29 protein-coding genes and 1 pseudogene are annotated in these 26517 nt (G+C 71.3%); 12 read left to right on the plus strand and 18 right to left on the minus strand.

Translation table 11 applies throughout. The features are described 5' to 3' along the window. The first annotated feature begins 239 nt into the window (after window positions 1-239). The 4 genes from FM051_RS37945 to FM051_RS37960 all read left to right on the plus strand — a co-directional run bounded on the left by FM051_RS37945 (window position 240) and on the right by FM051_RS37960 (window position 3046). Window positions 240-608, plus strand: a complete 369-nt coding sequence (locus FM051_RS37945) for a WXG100 family type VII secretion target (protein WP_202919224.1) — start codon at window positions 240-242, stop codon at window positions 606-608. Next, the gene (locus tag FM051_RS37950; RefSeq protein ID WP_158851955.1) at window positions 608-1981 is read left to right on the plus strand and encodes a putative T7SS-secreted protein; all 1374 of its coding nucleotides are present in this window, start codon (window positions 608-610) and stop codon (window positions 1979-1981) included. The genes FM051_RS37945 and FM051_RS37950 overlap by 1 nt, the downstream gene beginning before the upstream one ends. A 97-nt stretch (window positions 1982-2078) precedes the next feature. Next, window positions 2079-2564: a hypothetical protein gene (locus FM051_RS37955; protein ID WP_158851956.1), complete on the plus strand. Its 486-nt coding sequence runs from the start codon at window positions 2079-2081 to the stop codon at window positions 2562-2564. Then, window positions 2561-3046: a YbaB/EbfC family nucleoid-associated protein gene (locus FM051_RS37960; RefSeq protein WP_238412945.1), complete on the plus strand. Its 486-nt coding sequence runs from the start codon at window positions 2561-2563 to the stop codon at window positions 3044-3046. The genes FM051_RS37955 and FM051_RS37960 overlap by 4 nt, the downstream gene beginning before the upstream one ends. Window positions 3047-3056: 10 nt before the next feature. Here the strand turns inward: FM051_RS37960 and FM051_RS50900 are convergent, their stop codons facing one another. From FM051_RS50900 to FM051_RS37980, 5 genes are all read right to left on the minus strand, one after another. Then, a complete protein-coding gene (locus tag FM051_RS50900) occupies window positions 3057-3221 on the minus strand; it encodes an RGCVC family protein (protein ID WP_202919225.1) in 165 nt (54 codons plus the stop codon). A gap of 300 nt (window positions 3222-3521) precedes the next feature. Further along, entirely contained in the window at window positions 3522-4424 is a 903-nt protein-coding gene (locus tag FM051_RS37965) for an acyl-CoA desaturase (protein ID WP_158852058.1), read from the minus strand. Between the two features lie 267 nt (window positions 4425-4691). Continuing rightward, window positions 4692-4892 carry a cold-shock protein gene (locus FM051_RS37970; protein WP_158851957.1) on the minus strand — a complete coding sequence of 67 codons (201 nt, stop codon included), beginning with the start codon at window positions 4890-4892 and terminating at the stop codon, window positions 4692-4694. Window positions 4893-5214: 322 nt separating this feature from the next. After that, on the minus strand, window positions 5215-6336 hold the full coding sequence (locus FM051_RS37975; RefSeq protein WP_158851958.1) for a glycosyltransferase: 1122 nt from the start codon (window positions 6334-6336) through the stop codon (window positions 5215-5217). A gap of 104 nt (window positions 6337-6440) precedes the next feature. Continuing rightward, a complete protein-coding gene (locus tag FM051_RS37980; RefSeq protein ID WP_158851959.1) occupies window positions 6441-7304 on the minus strand; it encodes a transglutaminase-like domain-containing protein in 864 nt (287 codons plus the stop codon). A 261-nt stretch (window positions 7305-7565) separates the two neighbouring features. On the opposite strand from FM051_RS37980, the gene FM051_RS37985 reads away from it, so the two are divergent. Continuing rightward, complete coding sequence (locus tag FM051_RS37985) at window positions 7566-7718, plus strand: hypothetical protein (RefSeq protein WP_158851960.1); 153 nt, start codon at window positions 7566-7568, stop codon at window positions 7716-7718. 138 nt (window positions 7719-7856) lie between these two features. Here the strand turns inward: FM051_RS37985 and FM051_RS37990 are convergent, their stop codons facing one another. Further along, the gene (locus FM051_RS37990; RefSeq protein WP_338019516.1) at window positions 7857-9371 is read right to left on the minus strand and encodes an AAA family ATPase; all 1515 of its coding nucleotides are present in this window, start codon (window positions 9369-9371) and stop codon (window positions 7857-7859) included. A 105-nt stretch (window positions 9372-9476) separates the two neighbouring features. Here FM051_RS37990 and recQ point away from each other — a divergent pair, with 105 nt between their 5' ends. The 3 genes from recQ (at window position 9477) to FM051_RS38005 (ending at window position 12826) form a co-directional block, all read left to right on the plus strand. Further along, complete coding sequence (recQ, locus tag FM051_RS37995) at window positions 9477-11300, plus strand: DNA helicase RecQ (RefSeq protein WP_158851961.1); 1824 nt, start codon at window positions 9477-9479, stop codon at window positions 11298-11300. Next, window positions 11297-12082 (plus strand): pentapeptide repeat-containing protein, encoded by a 786-nt coding sequence (locus FM051_RS38000; RefSeq protein WP_158851962.1) that lies wholly within the window; start codon window positions 11297-11299, stop codon window positions 12080-12082. Before recQ ends, FM051_RS38000 begins: the two co-directional genes overlap by 4 nt. 243 nt (window positions 12083-12325) lie before the next feature. Further along, on the plus strand, window positions 12326-12826 hold the full coding sequence (locus tag FM051_RS38005; RefSeq protein WP_202919226.1) for a hypothetical protein: 501 nt from the start codon (window positions 12326-12328) through the stop codon (window positions 12824-12826). On the opposite strand, the gene FM051_RS38010 is transcribed toward FM051_RS38005, so the two are convergent. After that, a complete protein-coding gene (locus FM051_RS38010) occupies window positions 12795-14795 on the minus strand; it encodes an NACHT domain-containing protein (protein ID WP_158851963.1) in 2001 nt (666 codons plus the stop codon). The genes FM051_RS38005 and FM051_RS38010 overlap by 32 nt on opposite strands. 213 nt (window positions 14796-15008) lie before the next feature. Beyond that, complete coding sequence (locus FM051_RS38015; protein WP_158851964.1) at window positions 15009-15809, minus strand: alpha/beta fold hydrolase; 801 nt, start codon at window positions 15807-15809, stop codon at window positions 15009-15011. Window positions 15810-15899: 90 nt separating this feature from the next. Here FM051_RS38015 and FM051_RS38020 point away from each other — a divergent pair, with 90 nt between their 5' ends. After that, complete coding sequence (locus tag FM051_RS38020) at window positions 15900-16283, plus strand: RidA family protein (RefSeq protein ID WP_158851965.1); 384 nt, start codon at window positions 15900-15902, stop codon at window positions 16281-16283. After that, window positions 16280-16435: a hypothetical protein gene (locus FM051_RS38025; protein ID WP_158851966.1), complete on the plus strand. Its 156-nt coding sequence runs from the start codon at window positions 16280-16282 to the stop codon at window positions 16433-16435. Before FM051_RS38020 ends, FM051_RS38025 begins: the two co-directional genes overlap by 4 nt. Here FM051_RS38025 and FM051_RS38030 read toward each other — a convergent pair whose 3' ends face one another. After that, window positions 16436-16855, minus strand: a complete 420-nt coding sequence (locus tag FM051_RS38030) for a CoA-binding protein (protein ID WP_158851967.1) — start codon at window positions 16853-16855, stop codon at window positions 16436-16438. 90 nt (window positions 16856-16945) lie between these two features. Here FM051_RS38030 and FM051_RS38035 point away from each other — a divergent pair, with 90 nt between their 5' ends. Further along, a complete protein-coding gene (locus tag FM051_RS38035) occupies window positions 16946-18238 on the plus strand; it encodes a PI-PLC domain-containing protein (protein ID WP_158851968.1) in 1293 nt (430 codons plus the stop codon). Window positions 18239-18312: 74 nt separating this feature from the next. Here FM051_RS38035 and FM051_RS38040 read toward each other — a convergent pair whose 3' ends face one another. From FM051_RS38040 to FM051_RS38070, 9 genes and pseudogenes are all read right to left on the minus strand, one after another. Continuing rightward, window positions 18313-19167 carry a S1 family peptidase gene (locus FM051_RS38040; protein WP_158851969.1) on the minus strand — a complete coding sequence of 285 codons (855 nt, stop codon included), beginning with the start codon at window positions 19165-19167 and terminating at the stop codon, window positions 18313-18315. Between the two features lie 225 nt (window positions 19168-19392). Continuing rightward, the gene (locus FM051_RS52335; RefSeq protein ID WP_238412946.1) at window positions 19393-19608 is read right to left on the minus strand and encodes an aldehyde dehydrogenase family protein; all 216 of its coding nucleotides are present in this window, start codon (window positions 19606-19608) and stop codon (window positions 19393-19395) included. Continuing rightward, window positions 19550-20302 (minus strand): aldehyde dehydrogenase family protein, encoded by a 753-nt coding sequence (locus FM051_RS38045; protein ID WP_274383858.1) that lies wholly within the window; start codon window positions 20300-20302, stop codon window positions 19550-19552. Before FM051_RS38045 ends, FM051_RS52335 begins: the two co-directional genes overlap by 59 nt. Window positions 20303-20366: 64 nt before the next feature. Further along, window positions 20367-20558, minus strand: a pseudogene (locus tag FM051_RS53395) (aldehyde dehydrogenase family protein); the annotation flags it as partial. Window positions 20559-20766: 208 nt separating this feature from the next. Beyond that, window positions 20767-21420: a response regulator gene (locus FM051_RS38050; RefSeq protein WP_158851970.1), complete on the minus strand. Its 654-nt coding sequence runs from the start codon at window positions 21418-21420 to the stop codon at window positions 20767-20769. Continuing rightward, the gene (locus FM051_RS38055) at window positions 21417-22526 is read right to left on the minus strand and encodes a sensor histidine kinase (protein ID WP_238412947.1); all 1110 of its coding nucleotides are present in this window, start codon (window positions 22524-22526) and stop codon (window positions 21417-21419) included. The genes FM051_RS38050 and FM051_RS38055 overlap by 4 nt, the downstream gene beginning before the upstream one ends. Window positions 22527-22537: 11 nt before the next feature. Further along, window positions 22538-22855, minus strand: a complete 318-nt coding sequence (locus FM051_RS38060; RefSeq protein ID WP_158851971.1) for a hypothetical protein — start codon at window positions 22853-22855, stop codon at window positions 22538-22540. Window positions 22856-22991: 136 nt separating this feature from the next. After that, window positions 22992-23501: a mycothiol transferase gene (locus FM051_RS38065; RefSeq protein ID WP_158851972.1), complete on the minus strand. Its 510-nt coding sequence runs from the start codon at window positions 23499-23501 to the stop codon at window positions 22992-22994. Between the two features lie 20 nt (window positions 23502-23521). After that, a complete protein-coding gene (locus FM051_RS38070) occupies window positions 23522-25111 on the minus strand; it encodes a thiamine pyrophosphate-binding protein (RefSeq protein ID WP_158851973.1) in 1590 nt (529 codons plus the stop codon). 298 nt (window positions 25112-25409) lie between these two features. Here FM051_RS38070 and FM051_RS38075 point away from each other — a divergent pair, with 298 nt between their 5' ends. After that, window positions 25410-26387: a hypothetical protein gene (locus tag FM051_RS38075; protein WP_158851974.1), complete on the plus strand. Its 978-nt coding sequence runs from the start codon at window positions 25410-25412 to the stop codon at window positions 26385-26387. The last annotated feature ends 130 nt before the right edge of the window (window positions 26388-26517 follow it).

Below are 26517 nucleotides of genomic sequence, written 5' to 3' on the forward strand. Positions count from 1 at the left end.
ACCGCCGGTCGCGCGACGAGGTTGCCTGTCAGGTGCTGTGGACACGTTCATCAGGATCTCCGATCCCACCCCCAAGCGTGAACCCACCCCTCACACGAGGTGTCTCACCGCAGTCTGACCAAGAGGGCAAATGCCTGCGCGCCCACTCCGCCTCCGGTATAGGTGTCACCTGCAGGGCTGACCGACGCGCCTGCGCCGACGACCGACGGCGTGGGTGTCGAGTGGACGGGTGTGGGGACATGGGTGGGTTCGGGGCGGTTCCCGAGGAGTTGCGGCGGGCGGCCGGTGAGATCGGCGACGCGGGCGACAAGACGGCGGGCATGGTGTGGTGCGGGCCCGGCGGGGAGTACGGGCACGCCGGGGTCGCCGGTGCTTGGGAGCAGTTCATCGAGGAGATGAAGGCGTACGTCGAACGGCTGCGGCAGCAGGCCGACGAGCACGCCGTCGGGCTCCGCGCCGCCGCTTCGTCCTATGTGGACGTCGACGGTGACGGTGCGGCCGGGTTCGGGCGGCTCGGGGGAGCGGTGAGCGGCGCCGACATCTCGCGACGCCTGGTCACCGAGACGACCCCGCTGAAGCCCGTCGACCGTGAAGGCCCGGTGTCCTGATGGCGGCACGACTCGGCGAGACGAACGACCCCAAGGCGCTCATCCCCGGCGAGCCCGAGCTGCTCACCGGCGACCTGCGTCAGCTGGTGAAGACGTTGCGGACGGTGGTGGCGGTCGCCGAAGACCTCGGCCGGGTCGACCCCGGCGCCTGGAGCGGTGACGCGAGCGCGTCGTTCCGGTCCGTCTTCGCCGCCGAACCGCCGCGCTGGCTCCAGGCCGGCGAAGACCTCGGCGGCGGCGGCCGGTTGTTGGCCGACTACGGCGACGCGCTGGTCAAGAGCCAGAGCGAGGCGCAGCGGGCCATCGAGATGTACCTGGAGGCCCAGGCCGCGACCCGCCTGGCCGCCGCCGAGCACGACGCGATGGTGCTCTCCGGCGCGACGACGGCCCCGTTCCAGGATCCCGGCCAGGCGGGCACGGCCAACGCGCAGAAGGTCCTCGACGACGCCCGCAGCGGGCTGTCCGGCATCGGTGACGTGGTCGCCAAGGCGCTCGGCTGGGAGTCCGACGGCAAGGGCGGCTACAAGAAGACGTTCGGCAAGAAGAAGTTCGGCGCCTCGCACCGCGAGACGGACGAGGACGGCGAGGACACGGGCGGCTGGCAGTACGGCGTGAACGGGCGCTCGTACGAGAGCAAGTCCAGCGAGGAGTCCAAGCGCCTGCTCACCGACGTGATCGGCGAGGTCGCCGAGAAGGTCGGCATCGACCTGCACGAACGCGAGTGGGGGAAGGACGGGCACGTCGACGTCGCGCACGGCGAGGAGGACGGCGACTTCGAGGCCGGCCCGATCTCCGGCAACGGCAAGGTCGGCGGCTCGCTGCTCGGCGCGGAGGCCGGGGCGACCGCCACCGCGAGCTACGCGGGCGTGACGGTCGGCGCGCACGCGGGCGCGTACCTGGCCAGTGGTTATGCCGAGGGCGAGATCAAACTCGGGCAGCACGCCGGCGTCTCGGGCAGCGCCGAGGGCACGGTCGGCGTGGGCGGCGAGGTCAAGGGCAGCGTCGGGATCCTCGGCGCGAAGGGCAACGCGGAGGCGTTCGCGGGCGCCAAGGCGTCCGGCGAGGTCGGCGCGGAGGTCGCGGGCATCGGCGCGGGCGCGAACGGCGAGGCGTGGGCGGGTATCGGCGGCCACGCGAGCGGCCAGTTCGGCGTCGGCGAGGACGGCAAGTTCCACGTCGGCGGGTCGGTGGGGCTCGCGTTCGGCGTGGGTGGCAAGGTCGGGTTCGACGTCAGCGTCGACCCGGTCCAGGTGGTGGAGACGGTGGTCGACGTCGCGGACGACGTGGGCGACATCGCCAAGGACGTCGGACGCGGTGTCGAGAACGCGGCGGAGAGCGCCGGCCGCACGATCGGCCGGTTGTTCGGCCGCTGACCGCGCCCCTGACCACGCCGCCGACCGCGCCACTGACTACGACCGCACGGCCGGCACGACCCGCATGACCTGTACGACCGCACGAGGAGACCCACGCATGGCCACCACCCTTCCGGTGCCGATCGAGTTCTCGTTGCCCGACGGGTGGCTCTCGGCTCCTCCCGACGAGGTCGGCGCGCCGCAGGCGGCGTTCGTCGCGCTGCACCCCGGCTCCAGCGCCGGGTTCACCGCGAACGTGACGATCAGCGGCGAGGTCCGCACCGACGACGCGACGTTGGCGCAGGTGGCGGAGGAGGCCGCGGCACGGCTGCAGCGCGGCCTCGGCACCGTCGAGATCGGGCGCCGCAACGAGCTGGAGTCCGCCTACACGCAGGTCGTGCGGATGACCGCGCCCATCAACGGCCGGCCGGTGGAACTGGTGCAGCTGCAGGTGTTCCTGGCCATGCCGGACGTGCGCGACGAACGCAGGCGCGCGGTGCTGGAGATCGTGCTCAGCGCGACGCCGGAGCAGTTCGAGAACCTGGTGGGCGACTTCCAGGCGTTCCTCAAGACCATCCGACCGGACGGGGGAGTGGCCCGGTGAGCGAGTCCGCCGACATCCTGCTGCGCCGCATCGAGGCCATCGACACGGCCGCGGCCGACAACCGGCTGCGCGCGGAGTCCTACCAGCGCATGGCCGAGGGGTTGAAGGACGTCGTGGGCGCGGCGACGTCCGCTGACGGCGTGGTGACCGTGGTCGCCGGGTCGGACGGCGCGGTCAAGTCGATCACGTTCGGCGCCGCGGTCCGGACGACCGACCCGGCGGTGCTGTCGTCCACCACGCTGCGGACGATCGCGCTGGCCCGCGCGGACGCGGCCCGCAAGCAGGCCGAGGTGGTGCGCTCGGCGTTGGGCGACACGAAGTTGCTGGACCAGGTGCTGGCGGAGGACCGGCGGGTGTTCGGTGACGAGCCTCCGCAGGAGCCCGCCACCGTCGCCGCCGCGCCGCCCCGGGTCGTCCGGCGCGAGGCGCGGGTGGAGGAAGAGGAGCAGGAAACGGCCTACCGGAGCCGTCCCGCCTGGTGACCCTCCCGGGTCATCCACCGGTGGTGCAGACGCATCCCCGGCTGTGGTTCTCGGTGGTGGTCGCGGTGCAGAAGCGCATCGCGATCCGGTCGTGAGCGGCCCACGGGTGCGGGCACACGGCGCACGCGGTCGCCTCGGCTTCCGCGGTGCGGGCGTTCGACTCGATCGTGGGCATGCCTTGATTCATCGGATCTGTCCTGTCCGCACGCCCGGAGCACGTCGATCGACCTGCCGGCGCGGTGTTCCACCGCCGGACGAACAGGGTCACGCCTGCGGGCGATGCGAGATGGCATCGGGAAACCGGCAACACGATTGCTGATGCTCGAACGGTTCCCGCCGCCACCCACCGTACACGGCGGGCGCTCTCCGTCAGCGGCCTCGGCCCTCTTCACCGTCCTCCGAACGCAGCCTGCCCGCCGTCGGGGAATCGACGGCGGGCGGGTTGCGTTCTCGGCACATCGCTGTGCCGTGGTGATCAGGCCGCGCGGGGCTTGAGTTTGCGGGCCAGGTGTTCCGGCCTGGCCCAGCGGACCTTGGTGGCCCAGCCCAGTTTTTCGAAAACCCAGATCAGGCGGGCCGAGATGTCGATCTGGCCGCGGCGCACGCCGTGTCGGGCGCACGTCGGGTCGGCGTGGTGGGAGTTGTGCCAGGACTCGCCCATCGAGGCGATGGCCAGTGGCCAGAAGTTGGCCGACTTGTCCCTCGCGGTGAACGGGCGGTCGCCGATCATGTGGCAGATGGAGTTCACCGACCACGTCACGTGGTGCAGGACGGCGACGCGCACCAGGCCCGCCCAGAAGAACGCGGTCAGCGCGCCCCACCAGCTCCACGTCACCAGGCCGCCGATGACGGCGGGCGACAGCAGCGTCACCACGGTCAGCGCCGGGAACCAGCGGTTCACCCTGCTGATGTCCGCGTCGGCCAGCAGGTCGGGTGCGAAGCGCGCCGCGTTGGTCTGCTCCCGTTCGAACAGCCAACCCAGGTGCGCGTGCCAGAACCCCTTGGCCAGCGCGCTCGCCGACGTGCCGAAGCGCCACGGGGAGTGCGGGTCGCCGTCGCGGTCGGCGTAGGCGTGGTGCCTGCGGTGGTCGGCGACCCAGTCGACGACCGGGCCCTGCATGGCCATGCTGCCGGTGACGGCGAGCGCGATCCGCAGGGCGCGGTTGGCGGTGAACGCGCCGTGGGTGAAGTACCGGTGGAAGCCGACCGTCACGCCGAGGCACGTCAGCGTGTAGAAGAACAGCGCGAGGCCGATGTCGAGCCAGCCGAGGCCCCAGCCCCAGGCGAGCGGGACGGCCGCGGCCAGGGCGAGGGCCGGGACGACCACGAAGAGTTTGACCAGGAACACCTGGGTCGAGGACTTCTCGCCGGCCAGCATCGGTTCCGGCGCGGTGCGGGAACGATCCAGGGGTGGATTGGTCCGGACTGCTTCACTCACGAGCAATACCTCCGTGCATGCGGTGACAGGGTCTCCGCCGCCGGGGTCTCGGGCGATCGGTGTGCGGAACGTGTGGAACGTGCGCGGATCGGATACGCGGATCAGATACGACGAACGCCGCCGCTCCTCGACCCCAGCTGGGATCGAGGTGCGGCGGTTTTCCGAGTCTCCGTCAGCATCGAAGCTGGTAGGAGCAAGTGCGGGAGGTCAGATGGCGCGGACGCCGACGGCCTGGGGACCCTTGGGGCCCTGGTTGACGTCGAACTCGACGCGCTGGTTCTCCTCGAGGCTGCGGTAGCCGGAGCCCTCGATCTCGGAGTAGTGCACGAAGACGTCCGGGCCGCCCTCACGGGTGAGGAAGCCGAAGCCCTTTTCCGCGTTGAACCACTTCACGGTTCCCTGAATCATGATCTTCTCCTTGACGGTGCTGGAGGCGGCGCCGCTGGTCGCGGCTCCGGGTCGGATTTCAGACGACGACTTCTCCAGCTTGTCCCGCAAGGCAAAAAAAGAACTCGTCCGCAACATCATTCCGCGAAACTGCTGTGGAAACACGGACACAAAATTGACGACCACTCCTTACAACCCGCCCGGCCCCCGATTAGTTCCCACGCCGTCGCGGGTCACCCGTTCGGGGGAGTGGCGGGTGTGCGGAGGGCGGTGCGGAACAGGTCGGGGTGACCACAGCGGGGGCGTCGCTCAGCTGAGAGCCGGCGGGCGAAGTTCGGGCCGGTCAGGTGGTGACGACGACGCGGGCGGCCGACAGGCGTTCGGCCACGGCGCGGTAGCGGTTCGCGACGGCCGGCCAGCCCAGGTCGGGCGCGAGCCGTGCCGCCTTGGCGGTCATCCTGGCCGCGAGGTGCGGTTCGGTCAGCACCAGCCGCAGCGCGGAGGCGATCGCGGACGGGTTGCGGTGCGGTACCAGCAGGCCCGCGCCGTCTGCCAGCAGCTCGACCGCGTGCGGGAACTCGGTCGCGACCACCGGTCTGCGCGCGGCCAGTGCCTCGACGAGCACACCGGAGGTGGACTGCTCGGTCGAGTCGTACGGCAGCAGCACCACGTCGGCCTGGGAGACCAGTTCCGCCAGCGCGCCGGCCTCCCGGTAGGTCGGGTCGAACTCGACCAGGTCCGCGACGCCGAACGTGGCGATGCGGTTGCGCAGGTTCCGGCGGTAGGTCTCGCCCTCCTGCGCCAACACGTTCGGGTGGGTCGGGCCGGCCACCACGTAGCGCGGCTTGAGGTCGCGCAGCGCGTGCATGGCCGAGATGCCCCACTCGACGCCCTTGCCGCGACCCATCAAACCCCAGGTGAGGATCATCGGCCCGGCACCCGTCCGGGCGGCCGGTCCGACGGTGAGCGCGCCGTGCGGGATCACGACGACGTCGTCCGGCCGTTCGACCGCGTAACCGGTCCGGAGCCTGCGCGCCGCCTCCTCGGACATGGTGACCACGGTGTCCGCGTGGGCCACGACCTCGTCCAATACCCGGCGTTGACCGGGTGTGGGCGCGCTGAGGACCGTGTGCAGCACCACGATCACCGGCACGCGCAGCCGGGCGAGCACGCCGAGCACGTCGTCACCGTCCACGCCGCCGTAGATCCCGTACTCGTGCTGCACCACGGCCACGTCGCAGCGGTTGAGCTCGTCGGCGGCGGCTTCGACCGCGCCGGGCGTCATCTGGTGCACCACAGGGGTTCCGGTGACCGGTGAGCGGTCCGCCGCGGGCAGGACGCGCACCACCCGGCCCTCGCTGCCCGGTGTCGCGGCGACCAGGTGCGTGAGGAGGGCGGCGGTGAACGTGGCGAGGCCGCACTGCGTCGGTGCGTACGTGCTGAGGAAACCGTAGGTGCGAGCCATGGAGCGGGGACCTCTCTGGTGGGGACCACGCGGGAAGTCCTCAGTGGATGGTGCGACGATTCCTCGCCGTGACGGGCGGGCCGGCGGGCTTACGGGCTGGCTGGCTACCGCCGTGCGGGCGCGAAGTCTTCCTCGGCGTGCACGACCATCGATTCCAACGCCGGGCCGCCGAACGTGGTGGCCATGGCGACATCGGCGGCGTCCCGGCCGCGCCCGATCACGACCCGGCCCTTGCGGCGGGTGTTGTTGCGCGGGTCGAACGTCCACCAGCGGTCGCCCAGCCGTACTTCCACCCACGCCGCGAAGTCCATCGCCGCACCGTCGGGCGCCACGTCCAGGTCCGGCAGGTAGCCGAAGACGTACCGAGCCGGGATGTTGAGCGCACGGCAGAACGAGATCGCCAGGTGCGCGAAATCGCGGCACACGCCCACGCCGGACGCGTTGACGTCGGCCGCCGTGGACAGCGGCGTGGAGCTGCCGTAGTCGAAGCTCAGGTGCTCGTGGACGTGCGCGCAGATCGCCTGTACCCGGCGGTAACCGGGCGGGAGCGCGCCGAACCGCTGCCACGCCTCGTCGGCGAGCACGTCGGGCAGGCAGTAGCGGCTGGGCAGCGTGTAGTGCAGCACGTCGTCGGAGAGGTCGTCGGGCGCGATCTCGGGCGCGTCCTCGTCGGCTTCCTCCGGCGCGTCGGGCACTTCGGCCAGCGCGCTGTAGTGCATTGTGGACAGACCGCTCGGCAGCACGACGCGTGAGCACAGGTTGCCGTACAGGTCGACGTAGTGGCGCATGGCGACGTCCGGCTCGACCGACAGCCGTTCATCGGTCACTCGCACGTGTTGGTCCCGCACCGGTCGCACCTGGAACACCGTGGGTGTGTCCACCTCGGCGCGGTAGGTGAAATCGCACCCGATCCGCAGGAACCTGCGGTCCGCGCGCGGACCGGTGTCGTGATCAGCACCCGACGCCATGTCGGTGCTCCCGTCCCCCGATCTGGACCAGATCGGACTGGGTTCGTCGGAGGCGAAGCCGGCTCTACCGCCGTCATGCGAGTTGCGTCCGACACGCCCACCCTATCGCTGTGGCGCCCACGGCACCACGACGTGTACCGTGGCTCTCATCGGGGCGTTTCATATCTTCTGAACCCGAACACCCTCGCGCCGTGCGGGGATCTCCGGCCCGGCATCGCCGGCCGTGAGCACGCACCGGATGCGAAGAAAGTCGGAAAACACATGTCAACCACGTTCAACGAGCTTTTCAGCCACCCGGACACGGACCGGCCCGAGAATGCGAGCGGTCCGCGCCGGGAGGAGCAGCGGTCGTACACCGACCTGTTCCGCGAGCCGGCCGACGTGCCGCCGCAGAACTCGGGCGGGACGGCCTGACGGCAGGCTGAGGACGTTCACCGGAGCCCGTGACCACAACCGGTCGCGGGCTCCGCCACAACCTCGGTCCTCACAAGGGGGATGTTGGAGTGCCGCTCCCGACCCGGCCGGCTCGCGGGCGTTTCGGTGGCCCCGTGGTCAGCCGAACGTGTAGTACCCGCGGTTGACCGTGCCCGGCTCGGGCACCGGCCCGAAGGGCGCCGCGCCGGGCGGCCCAGCCGGGCCCGGTTGCCCACCCAGCAGCACGTTCGTCAGCGAGAGGCGTTCGTCGGCCATGGCACGGGCCACGTCGGCGAGTTCGTCACCGACCACCGGGACGCCGCCCGCACCGTCGGCACGCACCGCTTCCAGCACGGCCCGCCGCAGCAGCTCCTTGATGAACGACGCCGTAACCCCCTCGGTCGCCTCCACCACCGGCCCCAGATCGGCACGCAGGTCGACCCCGCGCCCGTAGAGCCGCAGCAACCGCAGCCGCCCGTCCGCATCCGGTCGCGGCACCTCGACCGCCAGGTCGATCCGGCCCGGCCGGTCGGCCAGGGCGCGTTCCAGCTCGTCCGCCCGGTTCGTGGTGAGCACGAACGTGACGTCCGCGTCCGCGCCGACCCCGTCCATCGCGTCGAGCAGGGTGAACAGCAGCGGGTTCGTCGGGCCGGCCGCGAAACCGCGGTCCATGGCGACCAGGTCGACGTCCTCCACCACGATCATCGACGGCTGCAGCCTCCGGGCCAACGCCGCCGCCTGGCCGATCAGCCGCATGGCCTGCCCGGTCAGCAGGATCACCGTGCAGTCCCGCAACCGGCTCATCAGGTAACGCACCGTGTGCGTCTTGCCGGTGCCGGGCGGGCCGTGCAGCAGCAGGCCGCGCTTGAGGTGCTGACCGGCCGCGAGCAGCCGTTCCGAGTGCTCCGCGATCCCGACCACGTGCTGCTCGATCGAGTCCAGCACACCGTCCGGCAGCACGACGTCGTCGGGTTCGAGCGAAGGCCGAGGCAGGAAGGTCACCAACTCGTTGCCCCGGTGCTCGCTCACCCCGAACGACAACACCTGCCGCCGGAACGCGTCGTGCTCCCGCATCAACCGCTCGATCTCACCACCGACCGCCCGTGCCGCCGCCCGGTCGGCCGCGAGCACCTCCAGCCGGCACATCGGCGGCGCGTAGTCGTTGGTCCCGCGTATCCCCACCAGCACCGGAGTGCCGTCGGGAGCCGTCGTCGGCACCAGCCCCAGCTGGACCACCTCGACGCTCTCCTCAGGCCCGACGGCCGCGGTCGCGTAATCGGCCGCACCGAGCTCGTAGGCCATCGAGTGACGAGCCGCCAGGAGCATCCCCATGATGTCCTCGTGGCCCCGGTGCTGCCCACCGACCCCGAACCACTCGGCGTCGGGCGTGTGCGCGGCCAGGTACGCGTCCACCCCGCGGTGCAGGTTGACGTGCTCCCAAGCCTCGAACCTCGTGGCTACGGACAACACCTGCGACAAATCACAGCCCAGGTGTTCACGCACACGTGCGATCAACGGCGCCGCGTCCCCGTCCCGCTCGACGAGATTCGCGCTCAACTGCAACAGCCGCCGCAAACTGCCGGCGAGCGCTTTGGCTTCGTCCCCGGAGAGTTCCCCCATGGCCGCCACCCCCTGCACCCCATCATCACGCATCCGTGCCGCCGTGTCGCGTGATCCGATCGAGGAAGGGGGAAATGACAGGTGACGGTCAGGGGCCGGCCGGGCGGGAGTGTCGGAGGGGTCGGTTAGGATCGCGCGATGGCTTCGCAAGAGGTGCTGCGAAGGATTTTCGGTTACGAGTCCTTCCGCGGGGACCAGCAGGACATCGTCGACCACGTCATCGCGGGCGGCGATGCGCTGGTGCTCATGCCCACCGGGGGCGGGAAGTCGCTGTGCTACCAGATCCCCTCCCTGGTGCGTGAGGGCACCGGCGTCGTCATCTCGCCGTTGATCGCGTTGATGCAGGACCAGGTGGACGCGCTGCGCGACCTCGGCGTGCGGGCCGGGTTCCTCAACTCCACCCAGTTCCCCGACGAGCGCGCCCTGGTCGAGGCCGAGTTCCTGGCCGGTGAGCTGGACCTGCTCTACCTCGCCCCGGAACGCCTGCGCACCGAGCAGACCACCCGGCTGCTGGAGCGCGGCAGGATCGCCCTGTTCGCCATCGACGAAGCGCACTGCGTCTCGCAGTGGGGCCACGACTTCCGGCCCGAGTACCTGGCGCTGTCGCACCTGCACGAGCGGTGGCCGGAGGTGCCGCGCATCGCGCTCACCGCGACCGCCACCCGGGCCACGCACGCCGAGATCGCCGAACGCCTCGACCTCGGCGCGGCCAAGCACTTCGTGGCGAGCTTCGACCGCCCGAACATCCAGTACCGGATCGTGCCCAAGAACGAGCCGAAGAAGCAGCTGCTGGAACTGCTGCGCACCGAGCACAAGGGCGACGCGGGCATCGTCTACTGCCTGTCCCGCAACTCGGTGGAGAAGACCGCCGAATTCCTCACCCAGAACGGCATCCCGGCCCTGCCCTACCACGCGGGCCTCGACACGGGCACCCGCGCGCGCAACCAGTCCCGGTTCCTGCGCGAGGACGGCCTGGTGATGGTCGCCACCATCGCGTTCGGCATGGGCATCGACAAACCGGACGTCCGGTTCGTCGCGCACCTCGACCTGCCGAAGTCCGTGGAGGGCTACTACCAGGAGACGGGCCGCGCGGGCCGTGACGGGCTGCCGTCCACCGCGTGGCTGGCCTACGGCCTGCAGGACGTCGTCCAGCAGCGGAAGATGATCGACGATTCCGAGGGCGACCAGCAGCACCGCCGCAAGCTCATGGCGCACCTCGACGCGATGCTCGCGCTGTGCGAGACGGTCGAGTGCCGCCGCGTGCAGCTGCTCGACTACTTCGGCCAGTCCGGCACGCCGTGCGGCAACTGCGACACGTGCCTGGTCCCGCCGGAGACGTGGGACGGCACCGTGGCCGCGCAGAAGGTGCTGTCCACTGTGGTGCGGCTGCGCAACGAGCGGCGGCAGAAGTTCGGTGCGGGGCAGACGATCGACATCCTGCTCGGCCGCAAGACCGCGAAGGTCATCCAGCACGACCACGACCAGCTCAAGGTGTTCGGCATCGGCACCGAGCTGAACGAGAGCGGCTGGCGCGGCGTGATCCGGCAGCTGCTGGCGCAGGGCCTGATCGCGGTGGAGGGCGAGTACTCGACGCTGGTCGTCACGCCGGGCAGCGAGGAGGTGCTGTACCAGGGCCGCAAGGTGCTGATGCGGCGTGAGCCGGAGCGTGCGGCGAAGGTCAAGGTCGCCAAGCCCGCCAAGGGTGCGGCGCCGCAGGTGGAGCTGTCCGCCGAGGCCACGCCGGTGTTCGAGCGGCTGCGTGCGTGGCGGACGGCGCAGGCGAGGGAGCAGGGCGTCCCGCCCTACATCATCTTCAACGACGCGACGTTGAGGCAGATCGCCTCGTCCGTGCCGACGACGCTCTCCGAGCTGAGCGCGGTCAACGGGGTCGGCGAGAACAAGCTGGCCAAGTACGGGCAGCAGATCCTCGACATGTTGAGCGCGGACACGTTGAGCGCATGAACGACCTCCGCGCCGACTGCACCCGTTGCTTCGCCCTGTGCTGCGTGGTGCCCGCGTTCGCCAAGTCGGTCGACTTCGCGATCGACAAACCCGCCCGCACGCCGTGCCCGAACCTGCGTGACGACTTCCGCTGCGGCATCCACACGAAGCTGCGGGACACCGGTTTCACCGGCTGCACGGTGTACGACTGCTTCGGCGCGGGCCAGCAGGTGGCGCAGGTGACGTTCGGCGGCACGAGCCGGCGTGACGACCCGGCGTCGGCCGCGACCATGTTCGACGTGTTCCCGGTGATGCGCCGGCTGCACGAACTGCTCTGGTACCTGACCGAGGTGCTGGGCCTGGAGCCCGCCCGCGCACTGCGCCCGGCCGCCCGTGACCTGAAGGCGACGATCGAGGCGCTCACCGCCGGCACCCCCGACGAACTGCTCGCGCTGGACGTCGGGCCGTACTGGGAGCGTGCGAACGCACTCCTGCTGCGGGCCAGCGAGGTGGTGCGCGGCAAGGGCAAGAACCGCCGGGGCGCGGACCTGATCGGCAAGGACCTGAAGGGCGCCAACATGCGGGCGTCCAACCTGCGCGGCGCGTACCTGATCGGCACCAACCTCAAGGGCGCGGACCTGCGCCTGGTCGACTTCATCGGCGCTGACCTGCGCGGCGCCAACCTGTCCGGCGCCGACCTGACCGGCAGCTTCTTCCTCACCCAGGCCCAGGTAGACGCCGCCAAAGGCGACCGCACCACCAAACTCCCCCCACCCCTGACCCGCCCACCCCACTGGCACTAACCCCCACACCACCCCGTGTGTCCTACGCACACGCCGCGTGTGTCCTACGTTCGCGTTGCGTGTGTCCTACGTTCAGAACACCCGAATTCAACGTTCAAGACAGGGGTCGACCGAACCCGAGTGTTGAACTCGGGGTGCCTGAACGTAGGACACACACGTTCTAAAGGTAGGACTCTCGCGTTCTGAACGTGGGACACACGCGTTCTGAACGTAGGACACACGGGGGTACGTCGGGGGGCGTAGGTGGGGGAGCCGCTGTCGGGCGGACGCGGTTACGGGGTGGGGACGGACACGCTGGGCGGCATGAAGTCGAAAGCGCGTAAGTCGTGGCTGTTGGTGCACGTCATCTCGTCGGTGGGCTGGCTCGGGGTCACGATCGGGATGCTGGTGCTGGCGCTGGCGGCGTTTGACGCGCCGCAGCTGTACCAGGCGATGGAACTGCTCGGCGACCTCGTCGTGCTGCCGCTGGCGCTGGCCGCGCTGACCACCGGCGTGGTTCTGTCAGTGGGCACGAAGTGGGGTCTGGTGAAGCACAAGTGGGTGTTGGTGAAGTTCGCGCTGACCGTCATCGCCGTGGTCGCGACGACGTTCTCGCTGCGCTCGGGCCTGCACGAGGCGGCGGACGGTGCGGTCGGCACGGCGGGCGCGGACGTCCTGGTGGCGTCGTGCGTGTCGTTGACGCTCTACATCTTCAACACGGTGCTGTCGGTGTTCAAGCCGTGGGGTCGGACGCGGTGGGCGTGAGGCCGGTGCGCCTGCGTTCGACGTTCGCCGCGACCTCCGCCGGGTCGCACTCGGCGAGGTGGTCGCGGACCAGGCTGTGCGGGAACCGGAGTTCGTCCACCAGCAGCACCCGGTCCCGCGCCGACTGGAGGATCGCCTTGCGGCGCAACGGGAACTCGTCCAGCGCGAGCGGTCGGGCGAGCAGTTCGGCCACCCCCTCGAACGGTCGGTTCGCGATCGGCGTGAAAGCCAGGCCGACCAGCAGACCCGTCACCGCACCCACCGCCGACGGCCGAACGGCCGCACCCGCGAGCGCCGCCAGCCCCACACCGACCACACCCGTCGCAGGCAACCAGCGCAAGCCGGTAGCAGGTCTGGCGCTCAGACCGGCCCACACCCCGGCCAGACCACCGACGAACAGGCCGACCACCGCGCCCACGGCCAGCCCGATCCCCAGCCCGGCAAGCAGATCCGCCAGAGGCCCCGCCACCACCATCACGCCGACGGGCACCAACGTGCACGCCACCGCCCAGTACCAGTCACGCGTGTTGCCATAGGCGATGAGCAGCGCGATCACGACGACCAACCCGTACACGACCGCCGTGGGCCACCGGGCGACCTGCGCGCCGAGCACACCACCCACCACCGCCACCCCGCCGGCGACCAGCGCTCCCACGAAGAAACCCGTTACCGCCCAACGCTTCCCCCGCCGCCGATCCCCACGCGCCACCGTGAACGCACTGCGCGGAACGGCGACAGTGGCGAGAGCGGCGACAACGGCCGTCACCAGCCCCAACCGCACACCCACCACGAAGCACAACGCGGTCGCCGCACCCGCCAACGCACCCGGCGCGGCCCGCCGGAACAGCCGCCACACCGCGTCCGGACCGACGAAGTCCAGCCACACCTCCCGCGCCGGCAGCTTCAGCCGCGCCTGGAGATCGCGGTTGCGCCGGGCGATGCGCGCCAGGAACCGCAACGCGCGCACCGTCCTTTCCGGACGCGACGGGACACGCGCCGCCGACTCCACCAAGTAGGTGTCCAACAGCCCCCGGTACTCCGTGCGCCCGGCCCGGTAAGCCAAGGCCAGCAGCCCGAAGGCCAGCGGCGTGCGCACCTCGTCCCACAGGTCCGGGTGCTTGTCCAACGCGTCGTGCAGACCGTCCAGACGAGGGCCGCACGCGGCGATCAGGTCGAGGACTTCGTTGCGCTGCAACGGTTGCACTTGCACGACGTCGCAACGCGGCAGCCGCTCGTATTCGTTGCCCGCACTGCACAGCACGACCTGTGGCGGCTTCAGCGCGCTGATCCGCGCCAGGCACTCCACCCGATCCGCGCCGGACAGCTCGTCCAGCCCGTCGAACAGCAGCACGAGGTTCCGCTCACGCAGCCACGTCCGGCCGACCCGCACCCCGATCCGGTACCGCTCGGCGAGCGCGCGGAGCAGCCACTCGCCGAAATCGTCGTCGCGGTGCCACCTGCCGAGGTCCACCACCACGGGCACCGGCCGGCTGGGGTCGTTCCTGGCACGCGCCAGCAGGGCTTCGGCCAGCTCCAGCAGCAACGTCGTCTTGCCCGCGCCCGGCTCACCCGCCACCACCAACGGATTGCGGATGCGCATGGGCAGCCGAGGCCCGACCCGTGGCGCGACACCGAGCTTCAGCCGCACCTGCTCGGCCAACGACCCGTCCACCCGCGCCCGCACGAACCGTTCCACCCGGTCCAGCGCGGCCCTCCGGTTGGCCGGGTGCGCGGGACGTCGTTGCACGAGGAGCGCGCTCAGCGGTTCCCACGCCGCGAGGCACACCGTGAGAGCGGACAGCACGAGCAGCGACGGCCACAGCCAGGGCGCGTACGGGCCGAGCACGCGCGGCGCCGATCCGCCGGTGGCGCCGTTGATCGCGACGGGGACGAGCACGAGGCACGTCAGGCCACCCACCACGACGAGGGCGATCAGGCGGGAGGTGCGGGCGACCCGTCGAGCGTCCATGTGCTCCTTCCGCCGGGGTGCGATCGACGGTAGCGACGTTCGCAGCCGTGTGGTAGGCGAGTTCCCGTGGTCGACCGGTCACGGTCGGTCGTCACCTCGCCCGGCGCGGCGGTGGTGCCAAAACGCGCAGGGGTCGCCGACATGGCGCTGTTGCTCCACGGCATCAGCACGGATGACCGACCCCGGTCGGTTCAGCCCCCCAAGAAGTCGAAGTCAGGAAGTCAGGAACTCCACCAGCAGGCGGTTGACGGCGGCCGGCTGTTCGAGGAAGCCGAAGTGGCCCGCGTCGGCCACCTCCTCGTACCGCGCGCCGGGGATGGCGTCGGCCACCTCGCGGGCCAGGTGGGCGGGCAGGACGCGGTCGTCGGCGAAGCCCACCACCAGGCACGGGACGGTGATCGCGCGGTAGGCGTCCAGGCGGTTCTCGAACTCGTTCATCTCCATCTGCGCCCGCACGCCCTTGCTGATGCCCGAACCGGTGAACTCGAAGATGTCCAGCCAGTCCTGCGCACGCATCGGGTCGCGCAGCGTCGCGGGCGACAGGTTCAGCACCGCGTTCACCGCCGCGTAGTAGCGTTCCGGCAGCGTGATGCCCTGGTCGTGCAGTGCCTTTTCGCCCCGTGACAACGAGGTCTGCACGGCGTCGTTCCGGCCGGTCGTCGCCAGCATCACGGCCTTCGACACCAGGTCCGGCCGCGCCAGCGCGAGTTCCTGCGTGACCCGCGCGCCCATGGAGGTGCCGACCACGTGCGCCCGCCCGCCGAGCGATTCGATCAACGCCGCCGTGTCGCCGACCAGGTCACCGATCACCATCCCGGACGCGCACTCGTCCGTCGGCGGGATGCCCCGGTTGTCGACGGTCGCCACCCGGAACCCGGCCGCGCGCAGCGCGGGCACCTGGTGCGCGTGCCACACCCGCCCCGGGCTGCCGGTGCCCATGACCATGACGACGAGGTCGCCCTCGCCGTCCACCTGGTAGCTGAGGTTGATCCCGTTGAGCGCGACGACCGGCATGACCCGCAGGCTACTGACCGCTGCACACACCCGCCATCACCGCGCGGAAACCGCTGCGAGGTCCCGAGGTTAGACCGTTAGGGTGAGGCCATGAGGCGAGCGATCCTGTCCGGTTCCACGTTCGAAGAGCAGATCGGCTACGCGCGGGCCGTGGTCGACGGCGACTGGGTGCACGTCTCCGGCACCACCGGCTTCGACTACGCCACCATGACCATCTCCGACGACGTCGTCGCGCAGGCCGAGCAGTGCCTGGCCAACATCGGCGCCGCGCTGGCCGAGGCCGAGTGCACCTTCGCCGACGTCGTCCGGGTGACGTACTACCTGCCAGACGCCACGGACTTCGAGCCGTGCTGGCCCGCGTTGCGCGCGGTGTTCGGCGAGGTCCGCCCGGCCGCGACGATGCTGGAGTGCGGCCTGTCCGACCCGAGGATGCGGATCGAGATCGAGGTCACCGCCCGGCGCCAGGCCCGTTGACGACGACCTCCGGGTACTCCGGAGCGGGCGGTCTCCTGCGCGACCGGATCGGTGCGGCGTCGCAGCCGTGGAGCGCGTTGGTGCTCGTGGCGCCGGTCCTGGTCGTGGTGGTCGCCACCCGCTTCAGCGGGTTCCCGGTGGCCCGGCGGTGATCAGCGGGGTCCGTTTGCCGGCCACTCGATGGCCGGGCAGCGGTCCATGACCATGTCCAGCCCGGCCGCCGTCGCCCGCTGGTACGCCTCCTCGTCGATCACCTCGAGTTGGAACCACACCGCCTTCGCGCCGATCTTCACCGCCTCGTCGGCGAACTCGCCCGCCGCCTCGGACCGGCGGAACACGTCGACCACGTCCACCGGGAACGGGATCTCGGCCAGCGTCGCGTAGCCCTGCTCGCCGTGCACGGTCACGGCGTCCGGGTGCACGGGCACGATCCGCTTGCCGTGCTCCTGGAGGAACTTCGCCACGCGGTAGGCGGGGCGGTGCGGGTGGTCGGCCAGGCCGATCACGGCCCAGGTCTCGCCATCGGCCAGGATCCGGCGGATTTTCTCGGGGTCACCCCAGGGTTCGGTCATGCCACCACCTTAGGACGGGCTGACCTGAAGGTCTTTCGCGTTTACCCTGTGCGATGTCCGCCTCCGCGGAGCCTTCGAGAGGACTTCTTGATGCGCGCCACCCGATCAGCCCTGATCGTCACGCTCGCCGCCTCCCTGACCGCAACCGCGACCACACCGGCGACCGCAACCGCGACCGCACGAGCTGCGGACGGCGTCTACTACGTGCAAAGCGTCACCACAGGCCTGAACGCCGGCGTCTCGGGCACGTCCGTGCTCCAACGACGGCCCAAGGGCGACGAGGACCGCCAGCAGTGGACCCTCACCGGCCGCACCCTCCGCGAAGGAACCCAGTGCCTGGGCCGTCAGGGTGACCAGGTGGTGGTGCTGTCCTGCGACAGCGCCGAAGCCCAGTGGGACGTGCTGCCCGACGGCGACCGCCACCGGCTCAAGGTCCCCGGCGCCGACCGCTACCTGATCGCGTCCGGCACGGACCAGGTGCGCGTCGGCACCGGGGCCGACCGCTGGTACCTCACCCCGGTGTCACCCCGACGGGTGCCCGTGCCGGCGGAGGGTGAACGGCGGCTGGACCAGGTCACCTTCCTCACCGCGCACAACGCCTACGCCAACGGCGTGGACGGCGGCTTCGCCCCGCCGTTCGTCAACCTCGCCCCCAACCAGGCGCGCGGTATCGAACAGCAGCTCAACGACGGCGTGCGCGGGTTCCAACTCGACATCCACCAGACCCCGGACGGCGCGATCCTGTGCCACAACAGCTGCACGTGGGTCAGCCGCCCGGTGGCGCTGTGGGTGGACGTGCAGCGGATCGTCGACTTCCTCAACCGCAACCCGAACGAGTTCGTCACCGTCTTCCTGGAGGACTACGTCTCGGCCGAGCTGCTGAGGTCGGAGCTGGCGCGGGTCAACGGCCTGGCGAACGTGCTGTTCCGCCCCGACCAGGCGGGCGTGCGGGCGAACGGCTGGCCGACCCTGAACACGTTGCGCGCCACCGGCAAACGCCTGATGATCTTCACCGATCACGGCCGTTCGGGTGACGCGGTGCCGCGCGACAGCTTCGGCGTGATGTACCAGCCGGAGTGGACGGTGGAGAACTACTGGTCGATGGGCTCGGGCGTGGGCGCCTCGGACTGGTCCTGCTACAGCCGCTGGAGCACACCGCTGAACCGCACCGAGCCCGGCTTCCGGCCGCTGTTCGTGATGAACCACTTCCGGGACGTGCCCGTCACCGGCACCGCGACCACGGACAACGGCAAGCTCGCCGACCGGGCCCGCCGCTTCTGCGAGCCCGCCGCCCGCAAGACCCCGACGTACCTGGCCGTGGACCACTACCACCTGGGCAACCCGATGGCGGCGGTCCTGGCCCTGTCCGGCGAACGGTTCTAGTTGTGTCGGATCGCCGCTGCTCCGCAGACGGCGGCGAGGTCGCGCAGGCGCGGGGTCGGCGGTCGGCGGTCGGCCTAGCTTGTGGTTTTGGGGCGCGGCAGGCCGCAACCGGGGGCGGTCAGGTCCACCCGGCCGCCCCCGGTCAGGCAAGGCACGATCTGGTAGGTCTGCTGCCCGTACCGGATGCCCTCGCGCACGGTCACCTCACCGTCCGCGTCGACCTCGCACGGGTTGTTGGTCGTGCACCGCTCGCCGTCCTCGTTGCCGGTGTTGTTGATCGCCACCACCTTGCCGGTGGCCACGTCGAGCACCGGCGAGCCGGACGTGCCGCTCTTGGGGTCGCACGGCTTGGTGTAGCGGATCGAGTCGCGCCAGGTCCACTGGCCCTCCCGCAGCTCGTGCACGAAACCGTCCACGTGGCAGGAGTAGATCCGGCGCCAGTAGCCGGACACCACGCGGATCTCGGCGCCTGCCACGGGGTGGTCCGGCGACAGCTCCAGCACCCGCGTGCCCAACGCCTCCACCTCGGCGTAGGTCGCGGTCAGCCGGTAGAGCGCGACGTCGGTCCCGGACATCGTCGCGTAGGCCAGCCGGGACGCGTGCAGCGAGCCGAGAGAGCCGTCGCCGTCCTTGTCGAGCAGGCGGAACACCCGGTCCGCGTGCTCGTCCACCGCGACCTCGTCGGGGCCCATGAACCGCACGCAGTGCCCGTTCGTCATCACCAGCGCGGGGTCGGACGGCTGGTGTTCCGGCGGCCGGACCACCGATCCCGAACAGCCGCGCAACGACACCGTTCCGGTGAAGTCGATGTCGATGTCGACGTCGGCGGGAGCTGTGGGCGGCTGGAGGGCGACGGGCGCGGCGAACGCGGGTGCGGTGGGCAAGAACAGCACTAGCACGGCGGCGAGTACGGCAACCAAGGGGCGCATGGCCACTGATCCAATCAGCCGCCGCCGAACGGCGCAGCCTTGTTCACCCGCAAGCGGTATCCCCCGCCTCCGGCGGCAACCTCACACGATGTTCAGCTCGGGCCGGGGTCTGCGGCGAACCGCGCCCATCGCGGGCCCCTGCAGGAACCCATGCCCGAAAAATCCTGTGGCGTAAAGGAAACGGCTCACCCCATCACCCGGCCGCCGCCGCCGACGGCGGCCCGGTCAGGCCAGCCGGAACTCGAGGTCGGCCTCGACGGCGGGGGTGTCCATCTGCGCCTTCTGCAGCGACCCCGAGTGGTCCCAGTTCATCGACTGCCAGCGGGTGAACTGGTCGAGCACCCACATCCCGGACTGCCGGGACCCGTTGCCGGACTTGCCGTTACCGCCGAACGGCAGGTGCGCCTCCGCGCCGGAGGTCGAGTTGTTGACGCTCCCCATGCCCGCCCCGATCCCCGGCGCGGAACGCGAACGCCTTGGCCGGGTCGGTCGTGTAGATCGAGCAGGACAGGCCGTAGCCGGGCAGGTTGCCGAGCTCGACGGCCTCGTCCAGGGTGTGGTAGGTGGTGACGCCGACGATCGGCCCGAACGTCTCGTGCCGGAACACGTCGTCGTCCGGCCGCACGCCGTCCAGGATCACCGGGTGGTAGAACAGGCCGCGTTCCGGGTCGCCGAGGAAACCCTTGCGCGGGTTGGTGTTCGTGATCCGGCCGGTCGCGGTGGAGCCGTGCGCGGTGTGGTGGTCGCGGATCCAGCCGAGGTGCTCCTCGAAGCCCAGCGCGAACTTCTCGTCCATCATCGGCCCGTACAGGACGTCGTCGAACGGGTCGCCGACCACGGCGGCCTCGGTGGCGGCGGCGAACCGGCGCACGAACTCGTCGTGCACGTCCCCGTGCACGATCACCGTGCCCAACGACGTGCACCGCTGGCCACCGGTGCCGAACCCGGAGAACAACGCGCCCCGCACGGCCAGGTCGAGGTCCGCGTCCTCGGTGACGACCATCGGGTTCTTGCCGCCCAGTTCGAGGCACGGTGATTGGAGGTGCCGCCCGCACAGTTCGCCGATCCGCGAGCCGACCTCGGACGACCCGGTGAACGACCTTGTCCACCAGTCGTTCCCGCAGGGCCAGCTCAAGGCCCCGGAACGTCTCCGCGCCGTCGGCGAAGACGATGTCGAACACGCCGTCGGGCAGACCGGCGCGCGTGACGATGTCGTAGAACGCCCGAGCGGTCGCGGCCGAGTACTCGGCGGGCTTCCACACCACCGAGTTACCGCACAGGAGCGAGGGCACGATGCTCCACGAGGGTACGGCCACCGGGAAGTTGCCGGCGGTGATGAACGCGGTGACGCCGACCGGATCGCGGAACGTGAACAGCTGCTTGTCGGGCATTCGGAGGGGACGGTCTGCCCGTAGAGGCGGCGGCCTTCACCGGCGAAGAACGTGCAGGTGTCCACGTAGGTCGGCATACCCCAGCGTGGCCGCCGTCCGGGCGGGTGCCAGGAGTCGATGGTTGTGAAGGACGGGATCGCGCCACGCCCTGCCCAGGAGTGACCAGGCCGGGGTGACCTGGATGAGCAAGCCCCAGTCGTGCGAGAGGTCAATCCGCGATGAGACCGGCCTCGTGGGCGACGATCGCCGCCTGGACGCGGTTGTCGAGGTCGAGTCGGGTGAGGATGGCGCTGACGTGGCCCTTGACGGTGCCTTCGACGAGGCCGAGCCGGCGGGCGATGCGGGCGTTGGACAAACCGGCGCCGAGCAGGGCCAGCACGTCCCGTTCCCGGGTGGTCAGCGACTCGGCACGGGCGCGGGCGGTGCTCGCGCGGCTCAGGCCGGTGGAACGCAGTGAGGTGATCACTCGTGCGGCCACTCTCGGCGCGAGGTAGGCGCCGCCGCCGGCCACCGCGTGCACGCCCGCGAGCAACTCGCGCGGATCACCGGACTTGAGCAGGAAGCCCAGCGCGCCGCCGTCGAGCGCGCGGGCCACGTAGGCGTCATCGCTGAAGGTGGTGAGGATCGCCACGGCGACCCCGGGGACCACGCGGGTGATCTCTGTGGTGGCGGCGAGACCGTCGAGGTTGGGCATGCGGATGTCGAGCAGGGCGACGTCGGGGCGGTGGGCGAGGGAGAGTTCGACGGCTTCCCGGCCGTCGCCCGCCTCGGCGACCACCGTGATGTCGGGGTCGGTGGTGAGGATGGCCCGCACTCCGGCGCGGATCATGGCCTCGTCGTCGGCGAGCAGTACCCGGATCACGGCTTCCCCTCGTGCGGCAGCACGGCCACGACCTCGAAGGTGTGGTCGTCCCGGTTGATGTCGAGCGTGCCGCCGAACGACCGGACCCGTTCCCGCAGTGCGGCCAGGCCGACGCGTCCACCGGCGCCCCGCAGCGGTCTCGGTGGCAGGGTGTTGGTCACGGTGACGGCGGTCTCGGCCTCCGCGTTCACCACCTTCACCCGTACCGCGGAACCGGCCGCGTGCTTCACGGCGTTGGTCAACGCCTCCTGCACGACACCGTGGGCGGCCCGATCGACCGCGGGCGGCAACGGCCGCGGACCGCTCCACTCCAGCGACACCGCCATGCCCGCGTGCGCGGCCCGTTCGACCAGGTCCTCGACGTGCTCGGAGACCGGGTGCAGCGGTGCGGGCTCGCCGTCGCGCAGCACGGCGACGATGTCGGCCAGCCGATCGGTGGCCGTCCCCGCCGCGGCGCGCAACTGCGCCACCACCGCCCGGTGCCGGACGTCGATGTCAGGGGCGATCTCCAGCGCTCCGGCGCGCAGTGCCAGCAGGCTCAGCTCGTGTCCGAGCGTGTCGTGCATGTCGTGTGCGATGCGAGCGCGCTCCCGCAAGTGGACGCGCTCGGCGGCTGCCGCGGCCAGCTCGGTCTGCTGGCGGACGGAACGGCCGAGGAACCAGGGGAGCACCACGACCAGCACCAGCAACAGCAGCCCGGTGCCGCCGGAACCCTCCTCGACCAGGACGAGCAGTACCGCCAGAACCGCACCGACCGCGAACACCGCGAACACCGGCACCACGGACGCCGAGCCGGGTGTTCCCCGACCGGCCAGGAAGCCGATCACGCACAGCGCCACGCCGAGCGCCGCGCTCCACGGGGGAACGCTGTCGTGCACGGCCAGTGCCGTCGCCACCGCCGTGGCCGCACACACACCGAGCGAGACCAGCGGACACCGCGCGAGCAGGACCACGGCCACGACCGGCGCCGACAGCGCACCGGCCAGCGCCCATCCCCCGAGCTCCCCGTGGGCGAGGGCGACCACCGCCAGCAGTGCGGCGAGCGACGTCAGCGCCCACGGCGGAGCGGGCGGCTTCCGTGACCACGTGCGCCCGGAATTCCTCACGGCGGCCGACGCTACCGTGCCGGGACCTGGGCCGAGGCCTGGGCAGAGGCCTCCGGCGGGGGCACGTCCCCGGCCGGTCGGCGCAGCCGCGCCAGCGCCACGACGCGCGTGGCGGCCACGGCGAGGTTCAGCGTGCTCGCCACCAGCGCCCGGATCACGAGCGCGGCCGAGTAGTACCCGAGCTGGACGAAGGTGATGTCGCGCCCGCCGCCGACGACCGGGCCCGGCACCACGGCGGGCATCAACGCCACCACCGCGACCAGCAGACCCGCCGCCAACCCCTGTCCTGCCACACAGCGCACTCCGATCGTCGAGTCGACGTCGGTCACGTTAGAAATCCCCGCACCCCCGGCACAGGACCCGAAAGACACCCACCACCCCTGACCTTCGTCAGGTCACCGGGCTTCGTCCTGTGCCACGAGAGCGTCCTGTGCCACGAGAGCGTCCTGTGCCACGAGAGCGTCGCTATTCGCCCTTCCCGCCGTCCGCCAGTTCGCGCAGGAAGTCCAAGTGCCCCACGTGCCGCCCGGTTTCCTGCAGCAAGTGCGCGAGCACCCAGCGCACCGTCCGGCCGTTGCCGTCGTGGTCGCCGCGCGTCCGGTCGTCCGGCCCCAACCCGTCGAGCGCACGTCCGGACAGTGCCCACTCGGCGCGGTACTCGGCGATCACCGACTCCACCGTGTCGCCCTCGTGCAGCCGCCACGACGCGTCCGCGTCCGCACCCCACAGCGACGGCAGCTCCACCCCGCCCACCTCGATCGACAGCCACCACCGCTCGACCGCCGTCAAGTGCCGCAGCACCCCCAGCGCGCTCACCACCGGCGACGTCGGGATCGGCGTGGCCGTCGCGTCCGCCCAGCTCAGACCCTCCACCTTCGACACGGCCGTGAGCCGCAGGAAGGTCAGGAAATCGGTCATCAGCCGCAGCTCGTCGTGAGCGTCCGCCGCAGGCCACACCCGTTCGTTCGAACTCATGTTCGGCACAATACGACAAGCTAGGACGGCGTCTTCCGGTACCAGCGCGGCGACGTGTTGACCGGCGGCTTGAGCGCCGTCGCCCGCACGACCAACACGTTCGGCCCCGACCGCCGCACGTACTCGCCGAGCCGCGAGCGGAACGCCTCCCCGAAACCGTCCACAGCGGACGCCTCCACGCCGAAGCTCCCCGCCAGCGCGACGAAGTCCGGCGACCGCAGGTCCACCCCGAACGGCTCGTGCCCGGCCCGCACCTGGTCGTGCCGCAGCATCCCGTACCCGCCGTCGTCCACCAGCACCACCGTCACCGGCAGCTGCTCCTGCGCCGCCGTCGCCAGGTCACCGCACGCGAACAGGAACCCGCCGTCACCGCAGACCGCCACCACCCGCCCGGTCACCGCCGCGCCCAGCGCGGCCGGGAAGCCGAACCCGAGCGTGCCCCACCCCACCGGGTAGGCCAGCCCGCGCGGCCGGGTGACCCGGCCGAACCCGCCGACCCAGTACCCGGCCACGCACATGTCCGCGACCACCCGGTGCCCCTCCAGCGCCTCCAGCAACGGCACCGCCCGCGGCTCGTCCGCCTCCACCGCCTTGCGCACCACGTCGTTCAGCTCGGCGACCCGCGCGGCCACACCGGGATCCGGCCGCGAAGGCACCGCGGAGGCCAGCGCCGACACCACGATCCGGGCGTCACCCCGCAGCGTGACGTCGGGCCGGTAGTTGCGGATCGTCTCCACGTTGACGTTCAGCAGCCGACGCGGCGCGGGCTGGAGCCAGTTCTGCGTCATCATCCCGTCGAAATCGCTGCCCACCCCGATGACCAGGTCCGCCTCGTCCCACAGCGCGCCGACCTCCGGCAGCTGCACGGGCCCGTGCACCACGTGCGGGTGGTCGACCAGCCCGCGCGCGCCGTACGTGGTGACGATCGGCGCGCCGATCCGCGAAGCCAGCGCACCCAACGCCTCACCGGCCCCGGACCGCGCGGCCCCGCCACCGGCCCAGATCAGCGGGCGCTCGGCGTCCGCCACCAACGAGACCCCGGCGCTCACGTCCGGCACCGACGGCGGGCGGGTCGGGATCCGGTTCCACACACCGCCGTCCGCGGTGAGGAAGTCGGTCGGCACGCCCAGGTAGACGGGCCCCTGCGGCGCGGTGGTGGCCAGCAGCGCGGCGCTGTCGGCGTAGATGCCGATCGACTCGGCCGCGCGCAGCGTCCACCCGCCCTTCACCACGGGCAGGAACATCGCCCGCTGGTCACGCGTCTCGTGCAGCGCGCCCCGGTACTCGCCGGGACGGCGCAGCGTCGACGGGATGTCGGTGGCGATCACCAGCACCGGCGACCCCGACGCGTAGGCCTCGCCGGTCGCGCCCAGGCAGTTCGCCGCGCCCGGACCGGTGGTCACCAGCGCGACGCCCAGCCGCCCGGTGGCGCGGGCGTAGCCGTCGGCCGCGTACACCGCCGTCTGCTCGTGCCGGACGCCGACCAGTCTGATCCCGGAGGTCCGCAGCGCCTCCCACACGGGCAGGTTGTGCACACCGGGCAGCCCGAACACGACCTCGACGCCGTGCGCGGCCAGCACACCCAGCAACCGCTCCGCCCCGCTCACCATGCGCCAGACGCTAGGGACGCGCGGCCGCCCCGGCAACGCCCCCGATCGGTCGCACGAGTGGAACGACGACAAACGGCACTGGAAAACAACACGCGCGAAACTCGGCACAGGGCTTTGCTATGGTCGGAATCGGCGTGTGTGAGCAGACGTGAGGCTGGAGCCACTCCCCGGCAAACGGGTGGCGTGATCCGCCGCGGGGTGGGGGCACCCCTGCTCATGGAGTACCACCGAAGACCGTTGAACGACGCGTGACCGCGTCCTTGTTGCGCCGAGCCGGGCGGCGGGAGCGAGGACTGCCATGGCGCGATCGTCGTTGACCGAACAACTGGTCGACCTCCGCCGGACCTATACCGGCGAAAACCTGACCCAGGCCGTGCCCGCGGTCAAGGCGGTGCTGCACGACCTGCCCGACGACCGGCGCGAACGCGTGGTCGACGCCCTGCGGGGCAAGGCCGACGTGCGCGGCCTGTTCCTGCCCGACGCGCAGGACGACGACCAGCGCGCGCTCGAATGCGTGGTGCTGCAAGCGGGCTTGGACGCCGCCGGGCACCTGCAACTGCGCCCGCCCGCGAGCATGCTGCGGCCGGCGCACGCGTTCCGGACCGTCGAGCCGGCCAGGCACCTCCGCCTGCACCTCACCGAACACGCCCTGGGCCCGCTGCTCTACGAGTTGCTGCCGCGGCACGACGAGTCGTGGGTCGCGGGCGCGCCCGGCCTGCGGGTCGTGCACCACCCGCGTTCGGTGGAGCTGCGGCTGGTCGGCCTCGACGCAACGGTGAACCCCCCGGCCGTGCACCTCGCGGGCGTGGACGAGCGGGTCTGGGCGGACGGCATGAAGTACGTGCGGAACCTGCTCAAGGGCCGCAACCTGGGCGGCACGTTCATCGACGGCCCGCTCACCGCCGTCGAGCGCGACCACCTGGAGGAGACGCCGCGCCCGACGGGCGTGGGCAGCGCCGTGCTGCGCCGGTACCACCTGTTCAGCGCCGCGCCGTGGGTGCGCGCGCTCGCGCAGGGTGACCGGTGGTGGGTCGAGTGGCCCGCGAGCCTGGGCGTGCCGGCGGTGGCCGACCGGCTGCTGCACCCCGTGTTCGGCCTGCCCGGTTCGGTGGAAATTCCCAGTGCCGCCGGCGGCCTGGGCCTCTCCACCGGCTGGTACGACCTGTTCCTGCGGGAGGTCGAGGGCCCGGACCCGGCGAACGAGCCCGCGCTGGCCGCGTTCGAGTGGCCGGAGGGCGTCACGGGCTGGTGGGAGCCGCCGCAACCGGTGAAGTGAGGCCGTGGGTGCCGGGCGCGACGGGGCGCCCGGCACCGCGGCCCCCCGATCGGGAACACCCCGTGGGGTGGCGTTCACCGACCGCGTTCGGCCGATCGGCGCCACCCGACCCGACGAAGTCGGCGCCGGT

The organism is Saccharothrix deserti, from assembly GCF_009769385.1.
Taxonomy (GTDB): Bacteria; Actinomycetota; Actinomycetes; order Mycobacteriales; family Pseudonocardiaceae; genus Actinosynnema; species Actinosynnema deserti.

Coding starts and splice junctions, on each gene's coding strand:
- FM051_RS38030 (WP_158851967.1), bottom strand. CDS start 16,855: ATGACCGAACCCTGGGGTGACCCCGAGAAAATCCGCCGGATCCTGGCC.
- FM051_RS37945 (WP_202919224.1), top strand. CDS start 240: ATGGGTGGGTTCGGGGCGGTTCCCGAGGAGTTGCGGCGGGCGGCCGGT.
- FM051_RS38010 (WP_158851963.1), bottom strand. CDS start 14,795: ATGGACGCTCGACGGGTCGCCCGCACCTCCCGCCTGATCGCCCTCGTC.
- FM051_RS38065 (WP_158851972.1), bottom strand. CDS start 23,501: ATGAGTTCGAACGAACGGGTGTGGCCTGCGGCGGACGCTCACGACGAG.
- FM051_RS37990 (WP_338019516.1), bottom strand. CDS start 9,371: ATGCGTGATGATGGGGTGCAGGGGGTGGCGGCCATGGGGGAACTCTCC.
- FM051_RS52335 (WP_238412946.1), bottom strand. CDS start 19,608: ATGGGGAGCGTCAACAACTCGACCTCCGGCGCGGAGGCGCACCTGCCG.
- FM051_RS38040 (WP_158851969.1), bottom strand. CDS start 19,167: ATGCGCCCCTTGGTTGCCGTACTCGCCGCCGTGCTAGTGCTGTTCTTG.
- FM051_RS38070 (WP_158851973.1), bottom strand. CDS start 25,111: ATGGTGAGCGGGGCGGAGCGGTTGCTGGGTGTGCTGGCCGCGCACGGC.
- FM051_RS50900 (WP_202919225.1), bottom strand. CDS start 3,221: ATGCCCACGATCGAGTCGAACGCCCGCACCGCGGAAGCCGAGGCGACC.
- FM051_RS38015 (WP_158851964.1), bottom strand. CDS start 15,809: ATGCCGGTCGTCGCGCTCAACGGGATCAACCTCAGCTACCAGGTGGAC.
- FM051_RS37985 (WP_158851960.1), top strand. CDS start 7,566: ATGTCAACCACGTTCAACGAGCTTTTCAGCCACCCGGACACGGACCGG.
- FM051_RS38000 (WP_158851962.1), top strand. CDS start 11,297: ATGAACGACCTCCGCGCCGACTGCACCCGTTGCTTCGCCCTGTGCTGC.
- FM051_RS38075 (WP_158851974.1), top strand. CDS start 25,410: ATGGCGCGATCGTCGTTGACCGAACAACTGGTCGACCTCCGCCGGACC.
- FM051_RS37955 (WP_158851956.1), top strand. CDS start 2,079: ATGGCCACCACCCTTCCGGTGCCGATCGAGTTCTCGTTGCCCGACGGG.
- FM051_RS37970 (WP_158851957.1), bottom strand. CDS start 4,892: ATGATTCAGGGAACCGTGAAGTGGTTCAACGCGGAAAAGGGCTTCGGC.
- recQ (WP_158851961.1), top strand. CDS start 9,477: ATGGCTTCGCAAGAGGTGCTGCGAAGGATTTTCGGTTACGAGTCCTTC.
- FM051_RS38020 (WP_158851965.1), top strand. CDS start 15,900: ATGAGGCGAGCGATCCTGTCCGGTTCCACGTTCGAAGAGCAGATCGGC.
- FM051_RS37950 (WP_158851955.1), top strand. CDS start 608: ATGGCGGCACGACTCGGCGAGACGAACGACCCCAAGGCGCTCATCCCC.
- FM051_RS37980 (WP_158851959.1), bottom strand. CDS start 7,304: ATGGCGTCGGGTGCTGATCACGACACCGGTCCGCGCGCGGACCGCAGG.
- FM051_RS37975 (WP_158851958.1), bottom strand. CDS start 6,336: ATGGCTCGCACCTACGGTTTCCTCAGCACGTACGCACCGACGCAGTGC.
- FM051_RS37965 (WP_158852058.1), bottom strand. CDS start 4,424: ATGCTGGCCGGCGAGAAGTCCTCGACCCAGGTGTTCCTGGTCAAACTC.
- FM051_RS38035 (WP_158851968.1), top strand. CDS start 16,946: ATGCGCGCCACCCGATCAGCCCTGATCGTCACGCTCGCCGCCTCCCTG.